The sequence below is a fragment of the Cellulophaga omnivescoria genome (assembly GCF_027915275.1).
Taxonomy (GTDB): Bacteria; Bacteroidota; Bacteroidia; order Flavobacteriales; family Flavobacteriaceae; genus Cellulophaga; species Cellulophaga omnivescoria.
Genome location: NZ_CP115819.1, coordinates 2,720,715 through 2,741,080, shown reverse-complemented (window position 1 = coordinate 2,741,080; position 20,366 = coordinate 2,720,715). Strand labels below are relative to the sequence as shown.

Annotated in this window: 12 protein-coding genes; 7 read left to right on the top strand and 5 right to left on the bottom strand. The window is 32.7% G+C overall.

The genetic code is table 11. The features are described 5' to 3' along the window. Positions 1-53 precede the first annotated feature (53 nt). From PBN93_RS12215 to PBN93_RS12195, 5 genes are read right to left on the bottom strand one after another with little or no spacing between them, the layout of a single operon-like run. A complete protein-coding gene (locus PBN93_RS12215; RefSeq protein ID WP_271080766.1) occupies positions 54-761 on the bottom strand; it encodes a hypothetical protein in 708 nt (235 codons plus the stop codon). Then, the gene (locus PBN93_RS12210; protein WP_271080765.1) at positions 761-4,102 is read right to left on the bottom strand and encodes an alpha-amylase family glycosyl hydrolase; all 3,342 of its coding nucleotides are present in this window, start codon (positions 4,100-4,102) and stop codon (positions 761-763) included. The genes PBN93_RS12215 and PBN93_RS12210 overlap by 1 nt, the downstream gene beginning before the upstream one ends. A gap of 58 nt (positions 4,103-4,160) precedes the next feature. Then, positions 4,161-5,525, bottom strand: a complete 1,365-nt coding sequence (locus PBN93_RS12205) for a SusF/SusE family outer membrane protein (protein ID WP_077403001.1) — start codon at positions 5,523-5,525, stop codon at positions 4,161-4,163. 19 nt (positions 5,526-5,544) lie between these two features. Further along, the gene (locus PBN93_RS12200) at positions 5,545-7,080 is read right to left on the bottom strand and encodes a RagB/SusD family nutrient uptake outer membrane protein (RefSeq protein ID WP_271080764.1); all 1,536 of its coding nucleotides are present in this window, start codon (positions 7,078-7,080) and stop codon (positions 5,545-5,547) included. 4 nt (positions 7,081-7,084) lie between these two features. Further along, on the bottom strand, positions 7,085-10,168 hold the full coding sequence (locus PBN93_RS12195) for a SusC/RagA family TonB-linked outer membrane protein (protein WP_077402995.1): 3,084 nt from the start codon (positions 10,166-10,168) through the stop codon (positions 7,085-7,087). 265 nt (positions 10,169-10,433) lie between these two features. On the opposite strand from PBN93_RS12195, the gene PBN93_RS12190 reads away from it, so the two are divergent. The 7 genes from PBN93_RS12190 (at position 10,434) to PBN93_RS12160 (ending at position 20,342) form a co-directional block, all read left to right on the top strand. After that, positions 10,434-11,471, top strand: a complete 1,038-nt coding sequence (locus PBN93_RS12190) for a LacI family DNA-binding transcriptional regulator (protein ID WP_271080763.1) — start codon at positions 10,434-10,436, stop codon at positions 11,469-11,471. 135 nt (positions 11,472-11,606) lie between these two features. After that, positions 11,607-12,983 carry an MFS transporter gene (locus PBN93_RS12185; protein WP_077402989.1) on the top strand — a complete coding sequence of 459 codons (1,377 nt, stop codon included), beginning with the start codon at positions 11,607-11,609 and terminating at the stop codon, positions 12,981-12,983. Position 12,984: 1 nt separating this feature from the next. Then, positions 12,985-13,641: a beta-phosphoglucomutase gene (pgmB, locus tag PBN93_RS12180; RefSeq protein ID WP_077402986.1), complete on the top strand. Its 657-nt coding sequence runs from the start codon at positions 12,985-12,987 to the stop codon at positions 13,639-13,641. Between the two features lie 56 nt (positions 13,642-13,697). Beyond that, positions 13,698-16,001 carry a glycoside hydrolase family 65 protein gene (locus tag PBN93_RS12175; RefSeq protein ID WP_271080762.1) on the top strand — a complete coding sequence of 768 codons (2,304 nt, stop codon included), beginning with the start codon at positions 13,698-13,700 and terminating at the stop codon, positions 15,999-16,001. 14 nt (positions 16,002-16,015) lie between these two features. Then, a complete protein-coding gene (locus PBN93_RS12170) occupies positions 16,016-17,947 on the top strand; it encodes a glycoside hydrolase family 13 protein (protein ID WP_271080761.1) in 1,932 nt (643 codons plus the stop codon). Next, complete coding sequence (locus tag PBN93_RS12165) at positions 17,947-18,903, top strand: alpha/beta hydrolase (protein WP_271080760.1); 957 nt, start codon at positions 17,947-17,949, stop codon at positions 18,901-18,903. The genes PBN93_RS12170 and PBN93_RS12165 overlap by 1 nt, the downstream gene beginning before the upstream one ends. A 2-nt stretch (positions 18,904-18,905) precedes the next feature. Beyond that, positions 18,906-20,342: an alpha-amylase family glycosyl hydrolase gene (locus tag PBN93_RS12160; RefSeq protein WP_077402974.1), complete on the top strand. Its 1,437-nt coding sequence runs from the start codon at positions 18,906-18,908 to the stop codon at positions 20,340-20,342. Positions 20,343-20,366 lie beyond the last annotated feature (24 nt).

Sequence of the window (20,366 nt, the reverse complement as noted above, 5' to 3'; positions counted from 1 at the left end):
AGGCCAGAAATACTACTATTTCTGGCCAAACAAAACTTACTAACACACTTGGTTTAATTAACTTTAAACTCAAATATTTGTGAATTGGAACTGTTATTCTCTTGGTCTGTTGTTACAACTTGCCAATAGTAAACTGTTCCTGGACTTACAGTGTGCTCTAAAAAAGCATCTGTAGTTGTACCTATACTTGTAGCCGGTGGTGATGTTGTTGCTACAAAAACTTCATAGTCTTTAATATCATTATCTACATCTGTACCACGCCAACTTAAAGTTACTTTATTATTAGATGCAGAAACCGTTTCTCCTATCTCTGGTGATAGCGCTTCTGCCATAAAAGGTGCATAATTTACAATTCCGTCTCCTGCCAAATAAAATTTCCAAACATCACTTTTTGCCGTTTCTGTGGTGGTATTAGATGTAGAAACAACGTACCATGAATATGGTTCTCCTTTGGTTAAAGTAACATCTAATGTTTCTGATGTAGTTGTAAATGTATTTTCTTGTTCTGTACTTAAGTTTTTAATTACTACATTATAACTGTTAACATTAGTTGCTCCTTGCCATGTAAATGTAACTGTAGCCTGCGTACCATTTATAGATGAGCCAGTTAAACATACCTCATCATTTGCAGGTAAGCTTAAGGTAGAAGCTGTTGGAGGAAAAACTTCTGGTTCAGACGGACTATCATCTCCGCCGCCACCGCAACTAGATAAAATTACTGCAGCTATAAATCCGTATATTATTAAATACTTTGTATACATTACTTAATAATTTTAAATGTTTTGTTTATTGTTTTCCCTTTTACAGTTACCACATATTTCCCCTTTTTTAAGGCTGAAGTAGCAATTGAAATTTCCCTATTAACATCAACCTCTTTTGTGTCAGAAATCAATTGTCTACCTGTAAAATCATACAAAGTATAGGTAACTTTTAAATCTTTACCTGCGCAGTATACTTTTAATTCTGTTTCTACTGGATTAGGAAAAAACCGAACCTCCTCAGACACAAAAACTTCTTCTGTATATTTTCCTTGGCAATCTATACCAGTTTCTGCAGAAATTCTGTTCATACCGGGTTGTAATTTAAGTAGTATTTGGTCTTCTGTAGTCTCATAAGTAATACCATTTACCGTAACAAAATAAACCTTAGCTCCTTTTAAACTTAAACTTGCACTTTTATTAGAGGTATCTATTTTAGAAGAAACAGATAAATCTTGAGGTTCTGTAATAACAAGTGTAAAACACTGCTCATAATCTGTTTCACCATCTATAGTAAAACAAACAGTATATGTACCAGCATTTAAATTGTCTAAAACTAATTCTGTTGTAAAGTTTTCTTGTACAGAAAAATTATTAGGTCCAGATACTGTTGCTGTATAATTTAAACTTTCTGCAGTTGTAACCGTAATTTTACCATTGTTGGCATCCTTACAAGTTTCACTAACTGTTTCTATTTGGTAGTTGGTAACTGCCAATGTAAATAAACTACATCCAGTAACATCTACGGTAGTACCTACTGGAGTATTTGGGCAGGCGTCATCTGCATTTGCAACACCATCACTATCCAAATCATTAGGGTCTACAAAAGGTTTATCTGCATAAATTATAAACTCACCTGCTTCTAAATTTATGCCTGTAGCGGTTGTTGTTACTTCTAGCGGTGTGTTTTTACTTAAAAGATTATACCACGTACCAGTTTCCTGAAAATCTGCAGTTATATTCTGTGCAGACATTCCAAAATTTCCTAAAACAACTACGTATTTTATTTGGTCTGATGTAGCACTCTCTAGCGTTAAATGTATTTTTTTTAAACCGTTTGCATTAGAAGCATCAACAGTAAAATTAGCAGTAGTAAATACTTCTGCATTTTTCTTAAGATTGATAATCTTGCTCCAGCTATTGTAAACTGCTTTTCTATTAGGGTCATTTGCATACTCCCACAATATTGGTTTATTACCTACACGGCCGTTTTCATCAATAGAGATATCATACCCAAGTTCTCCAAATTGCCATATCATTTTTGGTCCCGGAACTGTAAAGAAGAATGCTCCTGCCGTCTGCAAACGCTCTAAAGATGTATTTAGGTCTTTAGTAGAGTAATTGCCTTCTTCATTACCAAAATTTAAACTTTTGTAAAGCAATCGTTCCTCATCATGGCTTTCCATATAAGATATTGCAGACGCTTGCTTAAATCCTTTTTGCCTGTAAGAAACACCAGAAAAATTAGATTTACCAGCTGTATTATATCCCATTAAAGCCTCATTGTAAGCTTCTGTTTGTTTATTCCAAAGTAAAATTCCTTTACCCTCTGCAACTCTATAATCTGCCCATTGCTCTTCTTCTGTAATACCTCCTAAATGTTCAAAAATAATATAGAAATCATTATTTACTGCCCACTGGTCATCTGCATATTGTTTTAAAACATCTACTCTGTCTTGTTGGTAAGCATTAGTACAGCTATCATCATTTGCGGTACAATTTTGAGTAAAGCCTTTGGTTAAATCCCATCTAAAACCATCTAAATTAAATTCCTCTATCCAATATTGAGCAGTACGTTTAACATACTCTTGTGTAGCTACAGATTGATGGTTATAATCGTTAAAAACACTATAAGAATGCTTTGCATCAATATTAAAAAATGGGTTATCTGCAGTAACCCTACCGCCTAAACCACCATTGCTATCATTCCATAATCTAAAATATGGGTTTTGACCACTGGCGTGATTATAAACCACATCTAAAATTACAGCTATACCTCTGCTATGACATTCGTCTACCAAACTTTTGAAAGCATCTTTAGTGCCATAATATTTATCTAATGCCATATGAAAAGATGGATTGTATCCCCAACTTTCATTCCCATCAAACTCACTCACAGGCATAAGTTCTATAGCGTTTATACCAAGTTCCTGAATATAGTCTAACCTGTTTTCTAGTGCTTTAAATGAGTGCAGCGCATCAAAATCTCTAAGTAATACCTCATAAATTACTAAATCTGTTTTATCTGGAGCAACAAAATTTGTTGTTTGCCAATTATAATCTGTATCACCAGTACGTAAAATAGTAACAGCTTCTGTAGTTAAATTTGTTGGGTAAGCAGGTAAATTAGGATATGTAACCTCATCTATATATTGATCTGAGTATGGATCTAAAACTAAAGTAGAATAAGGATCTGCAACATTAATTTCAAAATTCACCAAATATTGATACATATGATTGGTTTGCGGTGTTAGACCTGTTAGCTCTATCCAAAATCTATCTGATGCACTATCTTTTTTCATTAGATAGTTATTGTCTATTTGCCAGTTATTAAAATCGCCAATAACGTGCACAAAATCTTTTAAAGGAGCATATAAAACCAGTGTTGCTTTTGTAGCATCTACTGGGTCTAAATTAATACCGTCTAGCATACCAGCAGGTACCGGAGCTTCCTCTACTGTTGGAGAAACTACGGCATTAAATGATGCAGATTTAGTTTCTGCTTCATTTGTAACCTCTAAACTAAAGTTGGTGTTTTGTGTTATGTTAAAATTATAGCTGTAATCTGTAATTGCCGTTTGGGTATTTACAACTACATTATTTGCCTTTAAAACAAAAGTTGCGCTGATTGAAGAAGTAGCTGTAATTGCTAAATTATCTCCAGAGTCTAATACAGTTGTTGTTTGCGTTGGTGAGTTAAGGTTAAATTGGAACGTACCAACATTAAAGATATAGTCTTGTGATTTTTTATCGCCGTCTCCGTTTTTTGCTTTTATTAGCAACCCTATTTGCCCTATATTAGTTCTATTAAAAAAACTAGAGGGAGTTAAAGTAAAGCTATAAGTACCATCTGTATTAGCTGTAAGTTTTTGATCTTCATTAGAGTTTGTCCAGCTACCATTTGTAGGTGAGTCTTGAGAATTTTCACCATCTGCATCTAAGGACCAAGCCCAAAGGTAAACATCAGTAACACCCCAAATAGATGTATCTAAATTAGATACGGTAATGGTAATTTCTTCGTTCTCTCCAAAAGCTTCTGGAGAAATTGAGTAAGTTACGTTTTGCTGTTGTGCAATAGCAATTGATGTTAAAAATAGTAAAAGTAGTAGTACAGTTTTTTTCATAGTCAGTTATTAAAAAAAAAAGGTTACACTATGTGCAACCCTTTTAAGTTTATTTACTTTATTCTATTACAATTGTAGGAGAAGCTTCATCAGAAAAGTCTATTGTAATTTTGTATGTACCAGCAACAACACTAATATTATTGTCATTTTCTGTGTCCAATACTCCGTCTGGTTCTACATCACCATAACTTACATCCCAAGCATCATTAGCTCTAACTTTTATTTCTCCGTCTACTAAGTCTATACTATCTATAGTCCAAACGCCAGGATTAGCAAAATCCGGAGTGAATTTAGTATCTGGACCATCCCATCCGTTAGGAGTAGCAGAACCAACTAAGCCCCATATTGTAGTTTCTTCTAATGTATACTCTAAGGTATTAAAGTTAACCGTTAATAAGTAATATCCAGCAGTAACAGCAATATTATTGTCTGCGTCTGTATCTAATACGCCATCTAAGTTTCCGTCACCATAGCTAGTATCCCACTTATCATTCATTCTAACTTTTATTTCGCCATCTATTAATTGTACAACAGCCTTAAAAGTATCTGTGGTATAGTCATACGCTAATTTTACATTAGGGCCATCCCATCCGTTAGGAGCTGCACTACCAACAATACCCCAAAAGAATTCCTCAATTGTATAAGAGTTATCGCTTAAGTTAATTGTAACTTTATAGGTTCCAGCTTCTGCAATAGCAATATTGTTATCTGGATCTGCATCTAAAATACCATCTAAAGTGGCATCACCTAAATCTCCGCCCCAGGTATTGTTTTCTCTAAATTTAATTTCACCTGCAATAAGGTTTGCATAAGCAACAATAACATCTGGTGTTTCTGTTGTATAAAAAGGAATATCTGGTGTTGCCCCCCAATCATTAGCTGCAGAACCAACAATACCCCAAGTTGACATTTCTATTCCACTACCAGCACCTGTATCTTCTGGTAAAACAACATTTAGCGCTGTAACATCAGAATAGCTTTCTGGAGCATTTTCGGCACCATCACCAACATAAGCTCTAACCCTAAAATACAATACTCCTGTATTTGGCATATCTGCTGTACTTGGGTCATTATCTAAGCCTGCAATTGTTGCCAATTCTAACATTTTTTCTACAGTAACTCCTAAGTTATTATCTGGAGTAGAGCCTAATTCTAATACTTCAGCAAAATCTTCGGTAGCAGAGCCTTGCAAGTCATAAGCATTAGGAGTAGCTATACCAAAATTTGGTGAGTTCCAAACAAAACGCTCTGCTATATTATCTTTAGTAGCTTGCGTTAAAACGTATTCATTTAAAAATGTACTAGTAAAAGCTACATTTTCTGATGGTGTTTGTGCGGTATATATTAAATTATCATCGTCTTCACAAGAAGATAAGCCTGCAACAGCTAGGATAAATAATCCTATAATTCTTAATTTTTTCATAGTTATGGTTTTTAGTTATTTAGTATCCGTTGTTTTGTTTTAGGTTAGGATTTGCTTCTAATGCCTGTAAAGGAATAGGAAACAATTTGTATGTATCTGGAATTCCTGTGCCATCTACTACACCACCTTTCCAAGGCCATAGGTATGAGCTACCTGTAAATTTGCCAAAACGGATTAAGTCTGTTCTTCTGTGTCCTTCTAAGTTTAGCTCTCTACCACGTTCATCCAAAATAAAATCTAGTGTTAAGTCTCCTGCGCTGATTGGCTCTGCATTTGCTCTTTCTCTAATTTGGTTTACGTATCCTAATGCTTCGCCTAAATTTTGATTGGTTCTAACAGCACATTCTGCAAACATTAAGTAAGCATCTGCTAGCCTAAACAAAGGAAAATCTGTACTAGAAAAAGGAGTTGGTGCAGTTGAAGCCGTTAAAGCATTAGTATTTCTAAACTTTATAGGTGGGTAACCATCTGTCCAGGTTTTATAATCATTCATTTCATATGAATGCCCTTCTGTAAAAAACAAACTAGCTCTTTCATCTGTAGAAGTTTCTAAATCTCCGTACAAACCGTACCAACCTTTAGAAGCTCTATGTCCTCCCCAACCATCTGTTAATCCGTAGTCTGCTAAAGTCATAGTTTCTGAACTACTAGAACCATTAACAATATAGGTAGTATTACCGTAACTTTGACTAGTTACTGCGTCTGCAATTAAAGGAAATATTATTTCTGGTGATGTATTATTATCTCCAGAAAATATACTTACATAGCTATCTGCTAAAGTATAACCACCACTAGTAATTACTTTATTTATTGTGGTTAATGCTTCTGCAAACTTATCTGTGCCTGTATATACTTCTGCATTTATGTACAACTTTGCTAATAGCATATTACCAACCGCCTTATTAGCTCTACCGTAGTCATTAGAATCTGGTAAAGTTTCTACAACGTCTAATAATTCTGACTCTACATAAGCAAATAGTTCTGCTCTTGTAGCTTCTGGTAGTGGTGCAGAAGATCCAAAGTTTTCTTCTGTTGCTAAAACTCCTTTTCCAAAAGTGTCAATTAAGTAGTAGTATGCTAAAGACCTTAAAAAACGCACCTCTGCAATTACTTCTTCTTTACCTTCTGTATCTACGTTATCTAATACAGATAATAAGTTGTTACATTGTGGAATTGTGTAGTAAATTCTGTTATACAAGTATCTAAAAAACTTGTTATTTTCATCCCAGTTAGATGTAGTTGTAAGTTGATCCAAACCATCATCTCCCCATCTATTTTTCATTCCATCCGCAGTAAAATCCTGAAGATTTATAATTCCTCTTAAAAAAGGAGATTCACCTGCATTATCACTAATATCAGAACTACCAGGGCCATCTGGGCCAGATAGCGCAAAAGAACCGTAAAGTCTAGAAACTATACCTTGTACAGCGTTAGGGTCTCTATTAATTAATTCTTCTAACGTTAATTCTACTAGTGGATCTGTATCTAAATCTTTTGTACAACTTATGTTAACCAACATAGTTATACCTAGAAAAGCTATTATAATTTTTTTCATAATCCTAAAAGTCTAAATTTAATCCCAAGGTAAATACTCTAGGTCTTGGGTAGAAATTATTATCTATTGAGTTAAAATTCTCAGGGTCTTGTCCGCTATAATCACTTATAACAAAAAGGTTATTTGCAGCTCCATAAATTCTTAAAGAAGTATCTTTTAAGAAATTAGGTACTCTAAAACCAATTACAATATTTTCCATTCTTAAAAAAGATGCATCTTCTAAGAAATAATCTGAGAAAGGAATATTACCTTGTACGTTAGCAAAAGAAGTAGTGGCCGCATCAGAATTAAAATCTAACACATTACTTAAACTATTGCTATTGTTTGGTATAGCTCTATCAATCCAACCAGAAGTTAATCTTCTTGCGTTGTATACTTGCCCCCCTAATTGTCCTCTAAAGCTAGAACTTAAGTCCCAGTTTTTGTAGTTAAAATTAAGTCCAAAGCCAAAAGTCCAATTTGGTCTTAATGTTTCATAATATCTATCATCATTATCTATAACATTATCTCCATTAATATCTACAAATGCATTAGAGATTGGATCTCCATTTGTATCATATACCTGCTTAAATACCCAAGCAGAATATGGTTGATAACCTACAGCGTGGTACGCTAAACTTACTCCTGTACCTGTTGGTAAACCGGACTCTGCTGCAGTAATTCTAGTTACGTCTTTTAAACTAGTAACCTCAGATCTGTTGTACCCAACATTTGAATTAAATTCTAATGTAAAATCTTCTGTGCTAACAGGTCTTAGGTTTAAATTAACTTCAAAACCTTTACTCTCTGTTTCACCTACATTTTGTACAAATGCATCTGATAATGCTTGCCCAGGAGGTACAGCTGTTCTTGCTAATAAATCTTTTGTTTGCTTTTGATAGAAATCTACCGAACCAGAAACAATTCCGTTTGCAAATAAGTCAAAATCTAAACCAACATTATATGTTGTTGTTTTTTCCCAAGTTAAGTCTGGATTAAATGCTTTAGCAGAGTATAAGTTTACTCCACTTAAGTACTGACTAGTTGTAGAACCAATAGTAAATAATGGTGAAGATGGATAATAACCAACAGCACCAGTAATATCTTGTTGCCCTGTTTTACCTGCTCCTAACCTAAGTTTTAGGTCATTAATAACATTAGAATTTTCTACAAAACCAGCATTACCAATTTTCCAAGCAACCGCTGCCGCAGGAAAATATCCCCATCTATTTTCCTCTGTAAACAATGAAGAACCATCTGCTCTAAAAGATAATGTTACTAAAAACTGTTCTGCTAAATCTATATTTGCTCTTCCAAAATAAGACTGTAAGTTTAGTACATTATAATACCTATTATTTAAATTGTTTGGATTTATTAACTCTTCTCTTAAACCTGACTCATCATTATATCTGTATTGAACAGATGTGCCATCATTTTTAAAATTTTGATAAGAGTAACCACCTTGTACTTCAAATCTTTTTACAAATCCTTTAAACTCTTTAGTATAAACTAAATAAGCATCTAATGTTGTATTTGTAATGTCTTGATTTTCTGTGTAATTAACACCAGGATTAAACAAATAATTAGTATTAATATCTGTATCTGCGTTATTAAACCTGTAGGTAGCAATAGAATTATCTAAAAACCTTTCTTCAATGTTTGCCTTAGATGCTTCTAAACCTAAATTTAAAACTGCTCTTAATTCTGGCAAAGCGTGTAATTTGTAATCTAGTTCTATATTTCCTAAAAAACGTTTTACTTCTTCTGGTCTTTCTCTTTGTTTTAATAATGCTAACGGATTACTTTGCCCGTCTAATAATAATCTATTACCATCTACAATTGTATTTTGGTAAAATCCTCCAAAACGGTTGTTTGGGTTTACATCAAAAACAGGTTTTGTAGGATCCATATTTACAGCACCTCCTAAAGCTCCACCTTCATCAATAGCATTTTTTTCTGAATATAATCCTTTAGCGTTTAAACTAACTTTTAAGTGATCATCAAAAAAAGTAGGTGTTAATTTAGCAGATAAGCTAACTCTTTCATAATCGTTAGTTTTTACAACACCACCAGTATTTGTATAACCTATAGAACCTCTAAATGGTATTTTACCACCTAAGTTAGCTCTAGCACTAAAGTTAGTGTTTGTAGAAATTGCTGTTCTATAAATTTCATCTTGCCAATTTGTATCTGCAATTATTCTTCCTTCTATACCAGGTGTAGTAAGGTTATCTGTAGCATCTGTACTAGGATCATCAATACCTAATAAATTTGTGTATGTTGGATGATACTGCTGAATAAAACTTACGTATTGCTGACTATTCATTAAATCTATATCATTAGCTACATTGCTAACAGAAACATCTGATGAAAAATTAAATTTTACCTCGCCAGAAGTCCCTTTTTTAGTAGAAATAATTATTACACCGTTAGAAGCCCTAGAACCATATATAGCCGTTGCAGAAGCATCTTTTAAAACACTAAAGCTTTCTATATCATTAGGGTTAATAAGCGATAAAGGGTTACCAACACCAGCAGGGTTTGTATTATCTACAGGTATACCGTCTATAACAATTAACGGGCTATTATTAGCAGATAAAGAAGAACCACCTCTAATTCTAATATTTGGTGCTGCATCTGGCTGCCCACCATTAGATGTAATACGTACACCTGCCATTTTACCTGTTAATAATTGATCTGCAGAAACTACAGAACCTTGATTAAAGTCTTTAGATGACAATACATCTACAGAACCAGTTAAATCTTCTTTTTTGGCACTACCGTAACCAATTAATACAACCTCTTCTAATAATTCTGTAGATTCTGCCATTTCTACATTTAAAGTACTAGAAGTAACTTTCACTTCTTTAGGATTATAACCTATAGATGTAAATACAAGTATATCACCCATATTTACATTTCTAATTTCATACAATCCATCAAAATCTGAAATAGATCCGTTTGTTGTTCCTTTTACAACAACGTTAACTCCTAGTAATGGAGTTTTTGTTACATTGTCTGTAATTTTTCCTGACACTGTTTGTTGTGCAAAAAACAGCAGTGGAAAAAGTAGAAACGCACCTAAAAAGATGTTTTTTAGTTTATTCATAAAGTTAGTTTGAGTTAATAATTTGATTAAAACTTAACACATTTTTATATTTCGCACAGTGAAAGTATATGGTTAACTTTAAATTAACAAATCTACAAGGTTACGCAACGCGTTGCATGTTAACAACTTTATCAAAAAGTGTGTTTTTATCATAAAAAATGACTGCAATTTTAATAGATTGTTATTTATTTGCTATTAAAAATTAAGTATTGTCAATTTAGCGTTAATACTTAATTGATGTTTACAAACGTTGTATCTTTATATTATGAAAGCCAAAATTACCATAAAAGACATAGCAAAAGAGTTAGGTGTGTCTTCTTCTACAGTATCTAGAGCATTAAAAAACAGCCCTGAAATAAGTGAAGAAACACGTAAAAAAGTTAAGGCCTTTGCAGACTTATATCATTACAAACCAAATATGCTTGCGCAAAAATTACGCAATAATAAAACAATGGTAATTGGTGTAATTATTCCAGAAATTGTACATCATTTTTTTTCTAGAGTTATTAGTGGTGTAGAAAAAATAGCAAACGGTAGAGATTACAATGTTATGATATGTTTATCTAACGAATCTTACGAAAAAGAAAAATTAAACATACAAATGATGGCTAACGGAAGCGTAGATGGCTTGCTTGTTTCAATAGCTAAAGAAACCCTAGAAAAAGGCAATTTTGAACATTTTAACGAATTAAAAGATTACAATATTCCTTTGGTTTTATTTGATAGAATTTCTGATAAAATTGATTGTGATAAAGTTATTGTAGATGATATTGGTGGTGGTTACAAAGCTACCAAACACTTATTAGATGTAGGGTGTAAAAAAATAGCCATATTATCTACACCAGACCACGTAAATGTTGGCGCATTACGCACAATTGGCTACAAAAGAGCTTTAGAAGAGAAAGGAATTGCAATAGACGAAAATCTTATTTTTAAAGTAAACGACAACTCTAGCATTACCAAACAAATTAGCACATTTATGCACAACTCTAATTTAAGTTATGATGGAATAGTAGCTGTTAATGAAATTTATGCTGCTAATGTTATAAAAATAGCTAAAGAAAAAGATTTACAAATTCCTAATGAGCTTTGTGTTGTTGGCTTTACAGATGGATTAATATCTTCATTTTCAACACCTTCATTATCTACCATAGACCAACACGGCATTACAATTGGCGAGCACGCTGCAGAATTATTGTTAGACCGCATACAAAATAAAACTGCTAATAAAGAATACCAACGTAAAGTTATTTCTACCGATTTAATTATTAGAAAATCATCAGAAAAAAATACAGTTTTGTAATCTGTATCAAAAATTTTATATCTTTACCCCCATAAAATATTAAACTTAACACTTAATATTTTTGTACTTCGCACCCTATACACGCCAAACAGACACAAAATCTGGCGCTGTATTTTTATACTAAATATTTACATTATGGAAAAACAGAAACTTGGTTTCTGGCAGATCTGGAACATGAGTTTCGGGTTTCTGGGAATTCAATTTGGATTTGCCCTACAAGGCGGTTTTATGTCCAGAATTTTTCAGACGCTAGGTGCAGAAAAAGACGCTATACCACTTTTATGGATTGCAGCCCCTTTAACCGGATTGGTTGTACAACCAATTATTGGTTATTTAAGTGATAGAACTTGGAGCGAACGTTGGGGAAGAAGAAAACCTTATTTTTTAATTGGTGCTATTTTAAGCTCCCTAGCTTTATTTTTGGTGCCTCACTCACCTGTTTTATGGATTGCAGCTGGTTTTTTATGGATTTTAGACGCATCAATTAATGTATCTATGGAGCCGTTTAGAGCTTTGGTTGCAGATAAATTACCAGACTCACAACGCTCTTACGGTTTTGTTATACAAACTTTAATTATTGGTATTGGTACTTGGGTTGCTAGTAATTTACCTTGGATGGTATCTAAACTTGGAGTAAGTGATGCTGCTCCTTCTGGAGTGGTACCAATGTCTGTAAAAGTAGCATTTGCAATAGGAGCGGTTGTATTTTTAATTAGCATACTGTACACCATATTTACTACATCGGAGTATCCGCCAGAAGATATGGAAGAATTTAAAAGAGAAAAGGCTAAAAAAAATCAGTTTATTTCAGATATCATAAACAATATTGGCAATATGCCTTCTACTATGAAAAAGTTAGGTGTAATTCAGTTTTTTAGCTGGTTTGCCTTTTTTACAATGTGGAGTATGGCTAACCCAGCACTAACAGAACACGTTTTTAATACACCTGCTCCAGTAGAGGCTAATTATAATATGGAAATAGCTGCAGATTTACTTGCTTTTAACACAACTAATGAAGCGTTTCAAAAATCATCAAACTTAGTAGGTTCTTATATGGGAACTTATGGCTTATCATCTATGGCGTTTGCTTTAATTCTAGTCTTATATACATCAAGAAAAAGAATTAATAGAAAACTAGTACATATGTTTTCTTTAATTATTGGTGGTGTTGGCTTTTTGTTAATGTACTTTATTCCTTCTCCAGAATATTTAACCTTATGTTTTATACTAATTGGCTTTGCTTGGGGTAGTATTTTATCTATGCCATATGCTATGCTTTCTAGTGCTGTAGACCCTAAAAGAATGGGGGTTTTTATGGGCATTTTTAATATGTTTATAGTTATACCTCAAATTATTGCTGCTATAGGTGGCATAAATATTATCTCTAATTTATTAGGAGAAGGCGCTATAAATGCAATGATTATTGCTGGTACAAGCTTAATTATTGCTGGTTTATGCAACTTCTTAATTACCGAAAAAAGTGCAATTTCTTATCAAACAATAGAAGAATAAAATGAAAAGAAAAGGATTCATATTTGACCTAGATGGCGTTATTGTAGATACAGCCAAATACCATTTTTTAGCTTGGCAAAAACTAGCTAATTCTATTGGTGTTGAATTTACTAATGAACAAAATGAGCAACTAAAAGGTGTTAGCAGAGTAAAATCTTTAGAAAAAATACTTAACTGGGGTAATATTACTCTAGAAAACGAAGAGTTTATTGGCTTAATGGCTAAAAAAAATGAAGATTATTTACTGCATATAGAAAAAATGGACGCTTCTGAAATTTTACCAGATGTACCTAGAATTTTAGAGCTTTTAGAAAAAGAAAAACAAGGTATTGCTTTAGGTTCGGCAAGTAAAAATGCAGAGGTTATATTACAAAAAGTGAATTTAATACAAAAGTTTAGTGCTATTATAGATGGTAATGGGGTTACTAAAGGTAAACCAGATCCTGAAGTGTTTTTAAATGCTGCTAACGCACTTTCTATAGCTCCAGAAAATTGTATTGTTTTTGAAGATGCCACTGCTGGTATTAAAGCCGCCAATGCTGCAAATATGATTAGCATTGGTATTGGAGATGCTACCGTTTTACATGAAGCAGATTACGTTTTTAAAGATTTTACAGAAATCTCATCAGACTTTATACAAGAATTAATAAAAAAATAAGGTAGATACTAACTTACTAAAAGTACTATTTACAAGAATCAATAGCATAAGAAATTATGAATCAAGATTATATTAAACCAAACAACTGGTCTATAATAGAAGAAGGTTTTAACACAGACAGAGTTAAATCTTCAGAAAGCTTGTTTAGCATTGGAAACGGTGCAATGGGGCAAAGAGCTAATTTTGAAGAGCACTACTCTGGACCTACGTTTCAAGGTAGCTACATTGCAGGTGTTTATTACCCAGATAAAACTAAAGTTGGATGGTGGAAAAAAGGCTACCCAGAGTATTTTGCAAAAGTTTTAAATGCTCCAAATTGGATTGGTATTAATGTACAAGTTAACGGAGAAAATTTAGACTTATTTACCTGTAAAGTAGATAATTTTAAGAGAGAGTTAAATATGCAAGAAGGTTGGCTTTCTAGATCTTTTACTGCTACCTTAAAAAATAATGTAATTGTTTCTGTAAAAACAAAGCGCTTTTTAAGTTTAACTTTAGATGAAGTTGGTGCTATTAATTACACAATTACTCCTGTAAACGTAGACGCTACAATAACATTTAGTCCTTATTTAGATGCAGGTATTACAAATGAAGATACCAATTGGGATGATAAGTTCTGGCAAATAACTAACATAAATAATACAGGTAGTAAGGCATTTATAGAAGCACATACTTTAAAAACAGAATTTCATACTTGCACGTTTATGGAGTCTAAGTGTTTTTTAAATGATAAAAAAACAGATATTACTCCTAAAATAGAAAAGCTAGAAAATAAAATCACCTATAACTATACGGCAGATATAGAAGCAAATTCTTCGTTTACCATACATAAATTTGCTGGGTATACTGTAGACAGAAACCACCCTAAAGAAAAGCTTATTACTGCTGCTACTATTGCTTTAGAGAAAGCTACATCTACTGGATTTTTTGCATTGTTAGAAGCTCAAAAAAATGCTTGGGCTACAATTTGGGAAACATCAGATATCACGATAAACGGAGACGTAAAAGCACAACAAGGTATACGCTTTAATATTTTTCAATTAAACCAAACATATTTAGGGACAGATGCACAACTAAACATTGGACCAAAAGGTTTTACTGGCGAAAAATATGGTGGTAGTACGTACTGGGACACAGAGGCTTATTGTTTGCCTTTTTATATGGCTACAAAAGACCAAAATGTTGGTCGTAATTTATTAGCCTACAGGTATAATCACCTAGAAAAGGCTATTGAAAATGGAGAAAAATTAGACTTTACTAACGGAGCTGCCTTATACCCAATGGTAACTATGAATGGCGAAGAATGCCATAACGAATGGGAAATAACTTTTGAGGAAATACACAGAAACGGTGCCATTGCTTTTGCCATTTACAATTATTACAGATATACTGGTGATTACAGTTACATTCCAGAAAAAGGATTAGAGGTTCTTATTGGTATTGCCCGCTTTTGGCACCAAAGAGCTACATTCTCTACCAATAAAAACAAATATGTAATTTTAGGAGTAACTGGACCTAATGAATATGAAAACAACATAAATAATAACTGGTATACCAATTATATAGCTCAATGGTGTATAAACTATACAGCAGAAACAATAGCTAATGTAAAAGAAAATTACACAGAAGACTATAACAGAGTTATATCTAAAGTAAACTTAACTCATAACGAAATTGATAGTTGGAAAGAAGTTGCGGATAATATGTATTTTCCTTTTTCTGAGGAGCATAATGTTTTTTTACAACAAGACGGTTTTTTAGATAAAGAATTAACTCCGGTGTCTAGTTTAGATAATTCTCAACGTCCTATAAACCAAAAATGGTCTTGGGACAGAATTTTACGTTCGCCTTATATTAAACAAGCAGATACGTTACAAGGTTTTTATTTATTTGAAGATAATTTTACTATTGAAGAAATAGAACGACATTTTGATTTTTACGAGCCCTTTACAGTCCATGAAAGTTCACTATCTCCTTGTGTGCATAGTATTTTAGCTGCAAAGTTAAACCGTATGGACCAAGCATATAGTTTTTACTTAAGAACATCCAGACTAGATTTAGATGATTATAATAAAGAGGTAGAAGAAGGCTTACACATTACATCTATGGCAGGTACTTGGATGAGTATTATAGAAGGCTTTGGCGGTATGCGTGTACGCAATCATAACTTGTCTTTTAGTCCTAAAATACCAAAAGAATGGGATGGCTATTCTTTTAAAGTTAATTTTAGAAACCATACTATTAAAGTAAGTGTTACACAAACTAAAAATACTTTTGAGCTTTTAAAAGGAGAAGAACTTACGTTATTGGTTAACGGTAAATCTATAACCATAAATCAAAATAACTTAATTACAGTATAAAAACTATTTAAGCTATGAAAAAAGGATTTGTAAGTGTTTTTGTATTAGTTTTTGCTCTTTTTGTTTCTTGTTCTCCTAAAAAAGAACAGAAACAAGAAGAAGCTCCTGTTACAATTTCTAATGATATAGAGCGTGTAGAGCCTCCTCATTGGTGGGTAGGTTTTAAAAACAACAAACTGCAATTATTGGTTAAAAGTCCTAATATAGCCAATAGTACTCCAAAGATTTCTAAAACAGGTATTTCTATAAAAAAAGTAACTAAAGCAGATAGTCCTAATTATTTGTTTATTGATGTAGAGATTAGTAAAACAGCAAAAGCTGGTTTATTTAATATTGATTTTACATCTGAAGATGGCACTACAAAAACGCAAACTTATGAGCTTAAAAACAGAGTTAAAAAAGCTGAAGATTATATAGGTTTTTCTAGTGCAGATGCAGTTTATTTAATTACTCCAGATAGGTTTGCTAACGCAGATACTTCTAACGACACAAATAGTTCTTTGCTTGAGAAAAATATAGATCGTACAGATGATTATGCCAGACACGGTGGAGACATTAAGGGGATTACAGCACACTTAGATTATATAAACTCCTTAGGTTTTACGGCAATTTGGCCTAGTCCCTTGTTAACTAATAATATGCCTAAGCAGTCGTACCACGGATATGCAATTACAGATTTTTATGGTGTAGATCCTAGGTTTGGCACCTTAGATGAGTACAAGCAATTAGCTATAAAATCTAAAGAAAAAGGAATTAAGCTAATAATGGATCAAGTTGCTAACCATTGTGGTTTAGAACATTGGTGGATGAAAGATTTACCCTTTAAAGATTGGGTAAATTACCAAGAAGAATTTACCAATAACAAACCAGTAGAAATCTCTAACCACAAGAGAACCAGCAACCAAGATATTTACGCATCTAAAGCAGATAATAAAATAATGACCCACGGTTGGTTTGGTAACCATATGCCAGATCTTAACCAACGCAACCCTTTTTTAGCAACTTATATTATTCAAAATAGTATTTGGTGGATAGAAACTTTAGAACTTGGAGGCATACGCCAAGATACTTACCCTTATCCAGATAAAGATTTTATGGCTAATTGGGCAGGAACTATTATGGAAGAATATCCAAATTTCTCAATTGTTGGAGAAGAATGGAGTTATAACCCTCTATTAATTGCATACTGGCAAAAAAACAACCCAAATAAAGACGGTTATGAGTCTAACTTAACCTCTACAATGGATTTTGCCATGCAAAAAAATATAGTAGATGCTTTAAACCAAGAAGAAACTTGGGGGACTGGATTTGTAAAGGCTTATGAAGGTTTAGCTAATGATTTTGCGTACAAATCTCCTAAAGATATTATGGTATTTTTAGACAATCATGATATGGACCGAGTGTTTACTCAACTTAATGAAAATGTAGAAAACACAAAAATGGCAATAGCATACTCAGCTTTGCTACCACGTATTCCTCAATTTTATTATGGTACAGAAATACTAATGCAAAACACAGCAAAACCAGGTGATCACGGACTAATACGTACAGATTTCCCTGGAGGATGGGCATCTGACTCTACCAACGCATTTACAGGAGAAGGCCTTACCTCTAATCAAAAAGAAATGCAACTATTTATGAGTACACTATTAAATTTCAGAAAAAATAGTGAGACTATTCATAAAGGAAAAACCATACATTTTGGTCCTGAAAATGGGGTTTATATATTATTTAGAATTTTAAATGATAATGTTGTTACCATCATTTTAAATAAAAATGAAGAACCGTACCAATTAAATCTTTCTAGATTTAATGAGATTGGTTTAGACGGTAAAAAGCTTACCAATATTTTTACTGGTGAAGCTGTTGTTTGGGACAATAATTTAACGCTTCCCAAAAAAGGAAGTTACATTTTAACAACTAAAAACGTAAACAAGCCTAACTAATGAAATCATTATTATATTTTTTAATACTGAGCTGTTTATTTTCATGTACTAATAAAACAAACGCAGTAAAAACCAAATTACTGTTTAAAGAAGTAAACCAAATAAATTTGGCTCGCGGAACATTATTTAGAGCAGACAGTATTTCATCTAAATACATTACAACTAGACCTGTAGATGTGTGGTTACCTAGTAATTATACAACAGAAAAAGAATATGCTGTTGTTTATATGCATGATGGCCAAATGCTTTTTGACAGCACAACAACTTGGAACAAACAAGAGTGGAAAGTTGACGAAGTAGCAGGTAAATTAAATAATGATAAAAACATTAAAAATTTTATAGTTGTTGCTGTGCACAACATAGCAGAATTAAGGTGGCAAGATCTTTTTCCTACAAAAGCTATAACAAATAATATAAGTGCTATAGACACTTCTTTAGCTAAAGATTTTAAAAAAGATAATTTTGATATAAACAAGCTTACTGGAGACCAGTATTTAAAATTTTTAGTAACCGAACTAAAACCAATAATAGATACATCATTCTCTGTAAAAAAAGATGCCAAAAATACATTTGTTATGGGATCTAGTATGGGAGGTTTAATGTCTATGTATGCCATATCAGAATATCCAAACGTTTTTGGCGGAGCTGCGTGTTTATCTACTCACTGGGTAGGCTTTAAACCTATGGAAAATAATGTACTACCTAGTTTAATTTTTAAGTATGCTGCATCTAATATACCAGACTCTAAAACACATAAATTGTATTTTGATTATGGCACTGAAACTTTAGATGCTTATTATTTAAAGCATGTAACTACTGTAGATAGCATTTACTTAAACAAAGGTTATACATCTAAAAATTACAGAAACTTAAAATTTAAAGGCGAAAACCACAGTGAAAACTCTTGGCAAAAACGCATAAGCATACCACTAACTTTTTTACTTAAAAACAATTAAAAATGAAAAAAATAATTACAATTTTATCCTTATTTGCAGTAGTACTATCCTGCAAGGAAAAAGTTAAAAAAGAAGAAAACAATGTAATTGTAGATAAAGAACCAATTGCTGTAACAGAAGTTATGGAAGATGGAGTAATTTACGAAGCCAACATTCGCCAATACTCACCAGAAGGTACGTTTAATGCTTTTACAAAAGATATTCCTGTACTTAAAAAACTTGGAGTTAAAGTTATTTGGGTAATGCCAATTAATCCTATATCTAAAGTTAAACGTAAAGCTACAGACGGACAGTTTACTAGCGATATTAAAGATGAAGAAGAGCGTAAAAAATACTTAGGTAGCTATTACTCAGTATCTGATTACAAAGCCATTAACCCTGAGTTTGGAACGCTTGATGACTTTAAAAATATGGTAACCACTGCTCATGACAATGGTATTTTAGTTATTGTAGATTGGGTACCAAACCATACAGGTTGGGATCATCCTTGGATTGCAGAACATCCAGAATACTACACTCAAAATGAACAAGGAGAAATTATAGATCCTATAAACCCAGAAACAGGAGAATCATGGGGATGGACAGACGTAGCTGATTTAAATTACGACAATGATGAAATGCGTAAGGAAATGATTAGTGATATGAAATTTTGGGTAGAAAAAGCAGATATAGACGGCTTTAGAATGGATGTTGCACACAAAGTACCTGTAGACTTTTTTAATACCGCTATAAAAGAAATGAAAACTGTAAAACCTGTTTTTATGCTGGCGGAAGCAGAACAACCAGATTTGCTACAAAATGGTTTTGATATGCAATACGGCTGGGAGGTTCACCATATTTTTAATGAAATAGCGAAAGGTGAAGCCAACGTTACTAAGTTTGATGAATATATGGTAAAACTAGATACTATTTTAGAAGCAGATGACATTAATATGAACTTTGTTACAAACCATGATGAAAACTCATGGAATGGTACTTTATTAGAAAGAATGCCAAATAACAAAGAAGTATTTACAGCTTTAACTTATGTTATGCCAGGTATGCCACTAATATATTCTGGACAGGAATATGATATGGAACACAGATTACGCTTTTTTGAAAAAGACACAATTCCTAAAACTAAAGGAAAATATTTTACTTTATTAGAAAAACTAGGCGAATTAAAAAATACAAATACGGCTTTAAACGGTGGTAAAAAAGCAGCAAATTACACAAGAGTTAACACATCTAATAACGAAGCTATACTAGCATTTAAAAGAGATAAAGATGGTGAAACTGTTTATTTTATTGCTAATTTAAGTAATACCATAAAAGAAGCAACTATTAGTTTAAATGGTGAATTTACAGACTACATCTCTAACAACACTTTTACTATTGAAGAAAACACAGCTTTAAAATTGGCTCCTTGGGAATACCATATTTTAATTACTAAAAAATAGAAAAACACACTTCTAAAAAAAGCG

What these genes read in the sequence shown, in the direction of transcription:
- PBN93_RS12205 (WP_077403001.1), bottom strand. Translation starts at nt 5,525, where the DNA reads ATGAAAAAATTAAGAATTATAGGATTATTTATCCTAGCTGTTGCAGGC.
- PBN93_RS12200 (WP_271080764.1), bottom strand. Translation starts at nt 7,080, where the DNA reads ATGAAAAAAATTATAATAGCTTTTCTAGGTATAACTATGTTGGTTAAC.
- PBN93_RS12215 (WP_271080766.1), bottom strand. Translation starts at nt 761, where the DNA reads ATGTATACAAAGTATTTAATAATATACGGATTTATAGCTGCAGTAATT.
- PBN93_RS12170 (WP_271080761.1), top strand. Translation starts at nt 16,016, where the DNA reads ATGAAAAAAGGATTTGTAAGTGTTTTTGTATTAGTTTTTGCTCTTTTT.
- PBN93_RS12175 (WP_271080762.1), top strand. Translation starts at nt 13,698, where the DNA reads ATGAATCAAGATTATATTAAACCAAACAACTGGTCTATAATAGAAGAA.
- PBN93_RS12210 (WP_271080765.1), bottom strand. Translation starts at nt 4,102, where the DNA reads ATGAAAAAAACTGTACTACTACTTTTACTATTTTTAACATCAATTGCT.
- PBN93_RS12190 (WP_271080763.1), top strand. Translation starts at nt 10,434, where the DNA reads ATGAAAGCCAAAATTACCATAAAAGACATAGCAAAAGAGTTAGGTGTG.
- PBN93_RS12160 (WP_077402974.1), top strand. Translation starts at nt 18,906, where the DNA reads ATGAAAAAAATAATTACAATTTTATCCTTATTTGCAGTAGTACTATCC.
- PBN93_RS12195 (WP_077402995.1), bottom strand. Translation starts at nt 10,168, where the DNA reads ATGAATAAACTAAAAAACATCTTTTTAGGTGCGTTTCTACTTTTTCCA.
- pgmB (WP_077402986.1), top strand. Translation starts at nt 12,985, where the DNA reads ATGAAAAGAAAAGGATTCATATTTGACCTAGATGGCGTTATTGTAGAT.
- PBN93_RS12165 (WP_271080760.1), top strand. Translation starts at nt 17,947, where the DNA reads ATGAAATCATTATTATATTTTTTAATACTGAGCTGTTTATTTTCATGT.
- PBN93_RS12185 (WP_077402989.1), top strand. Translation starts at nt 11,607, where the DNA reads ATGGAAAAACAGAAACTTGGTTTCTGGCAGATCTGGAACATGAGTTTC.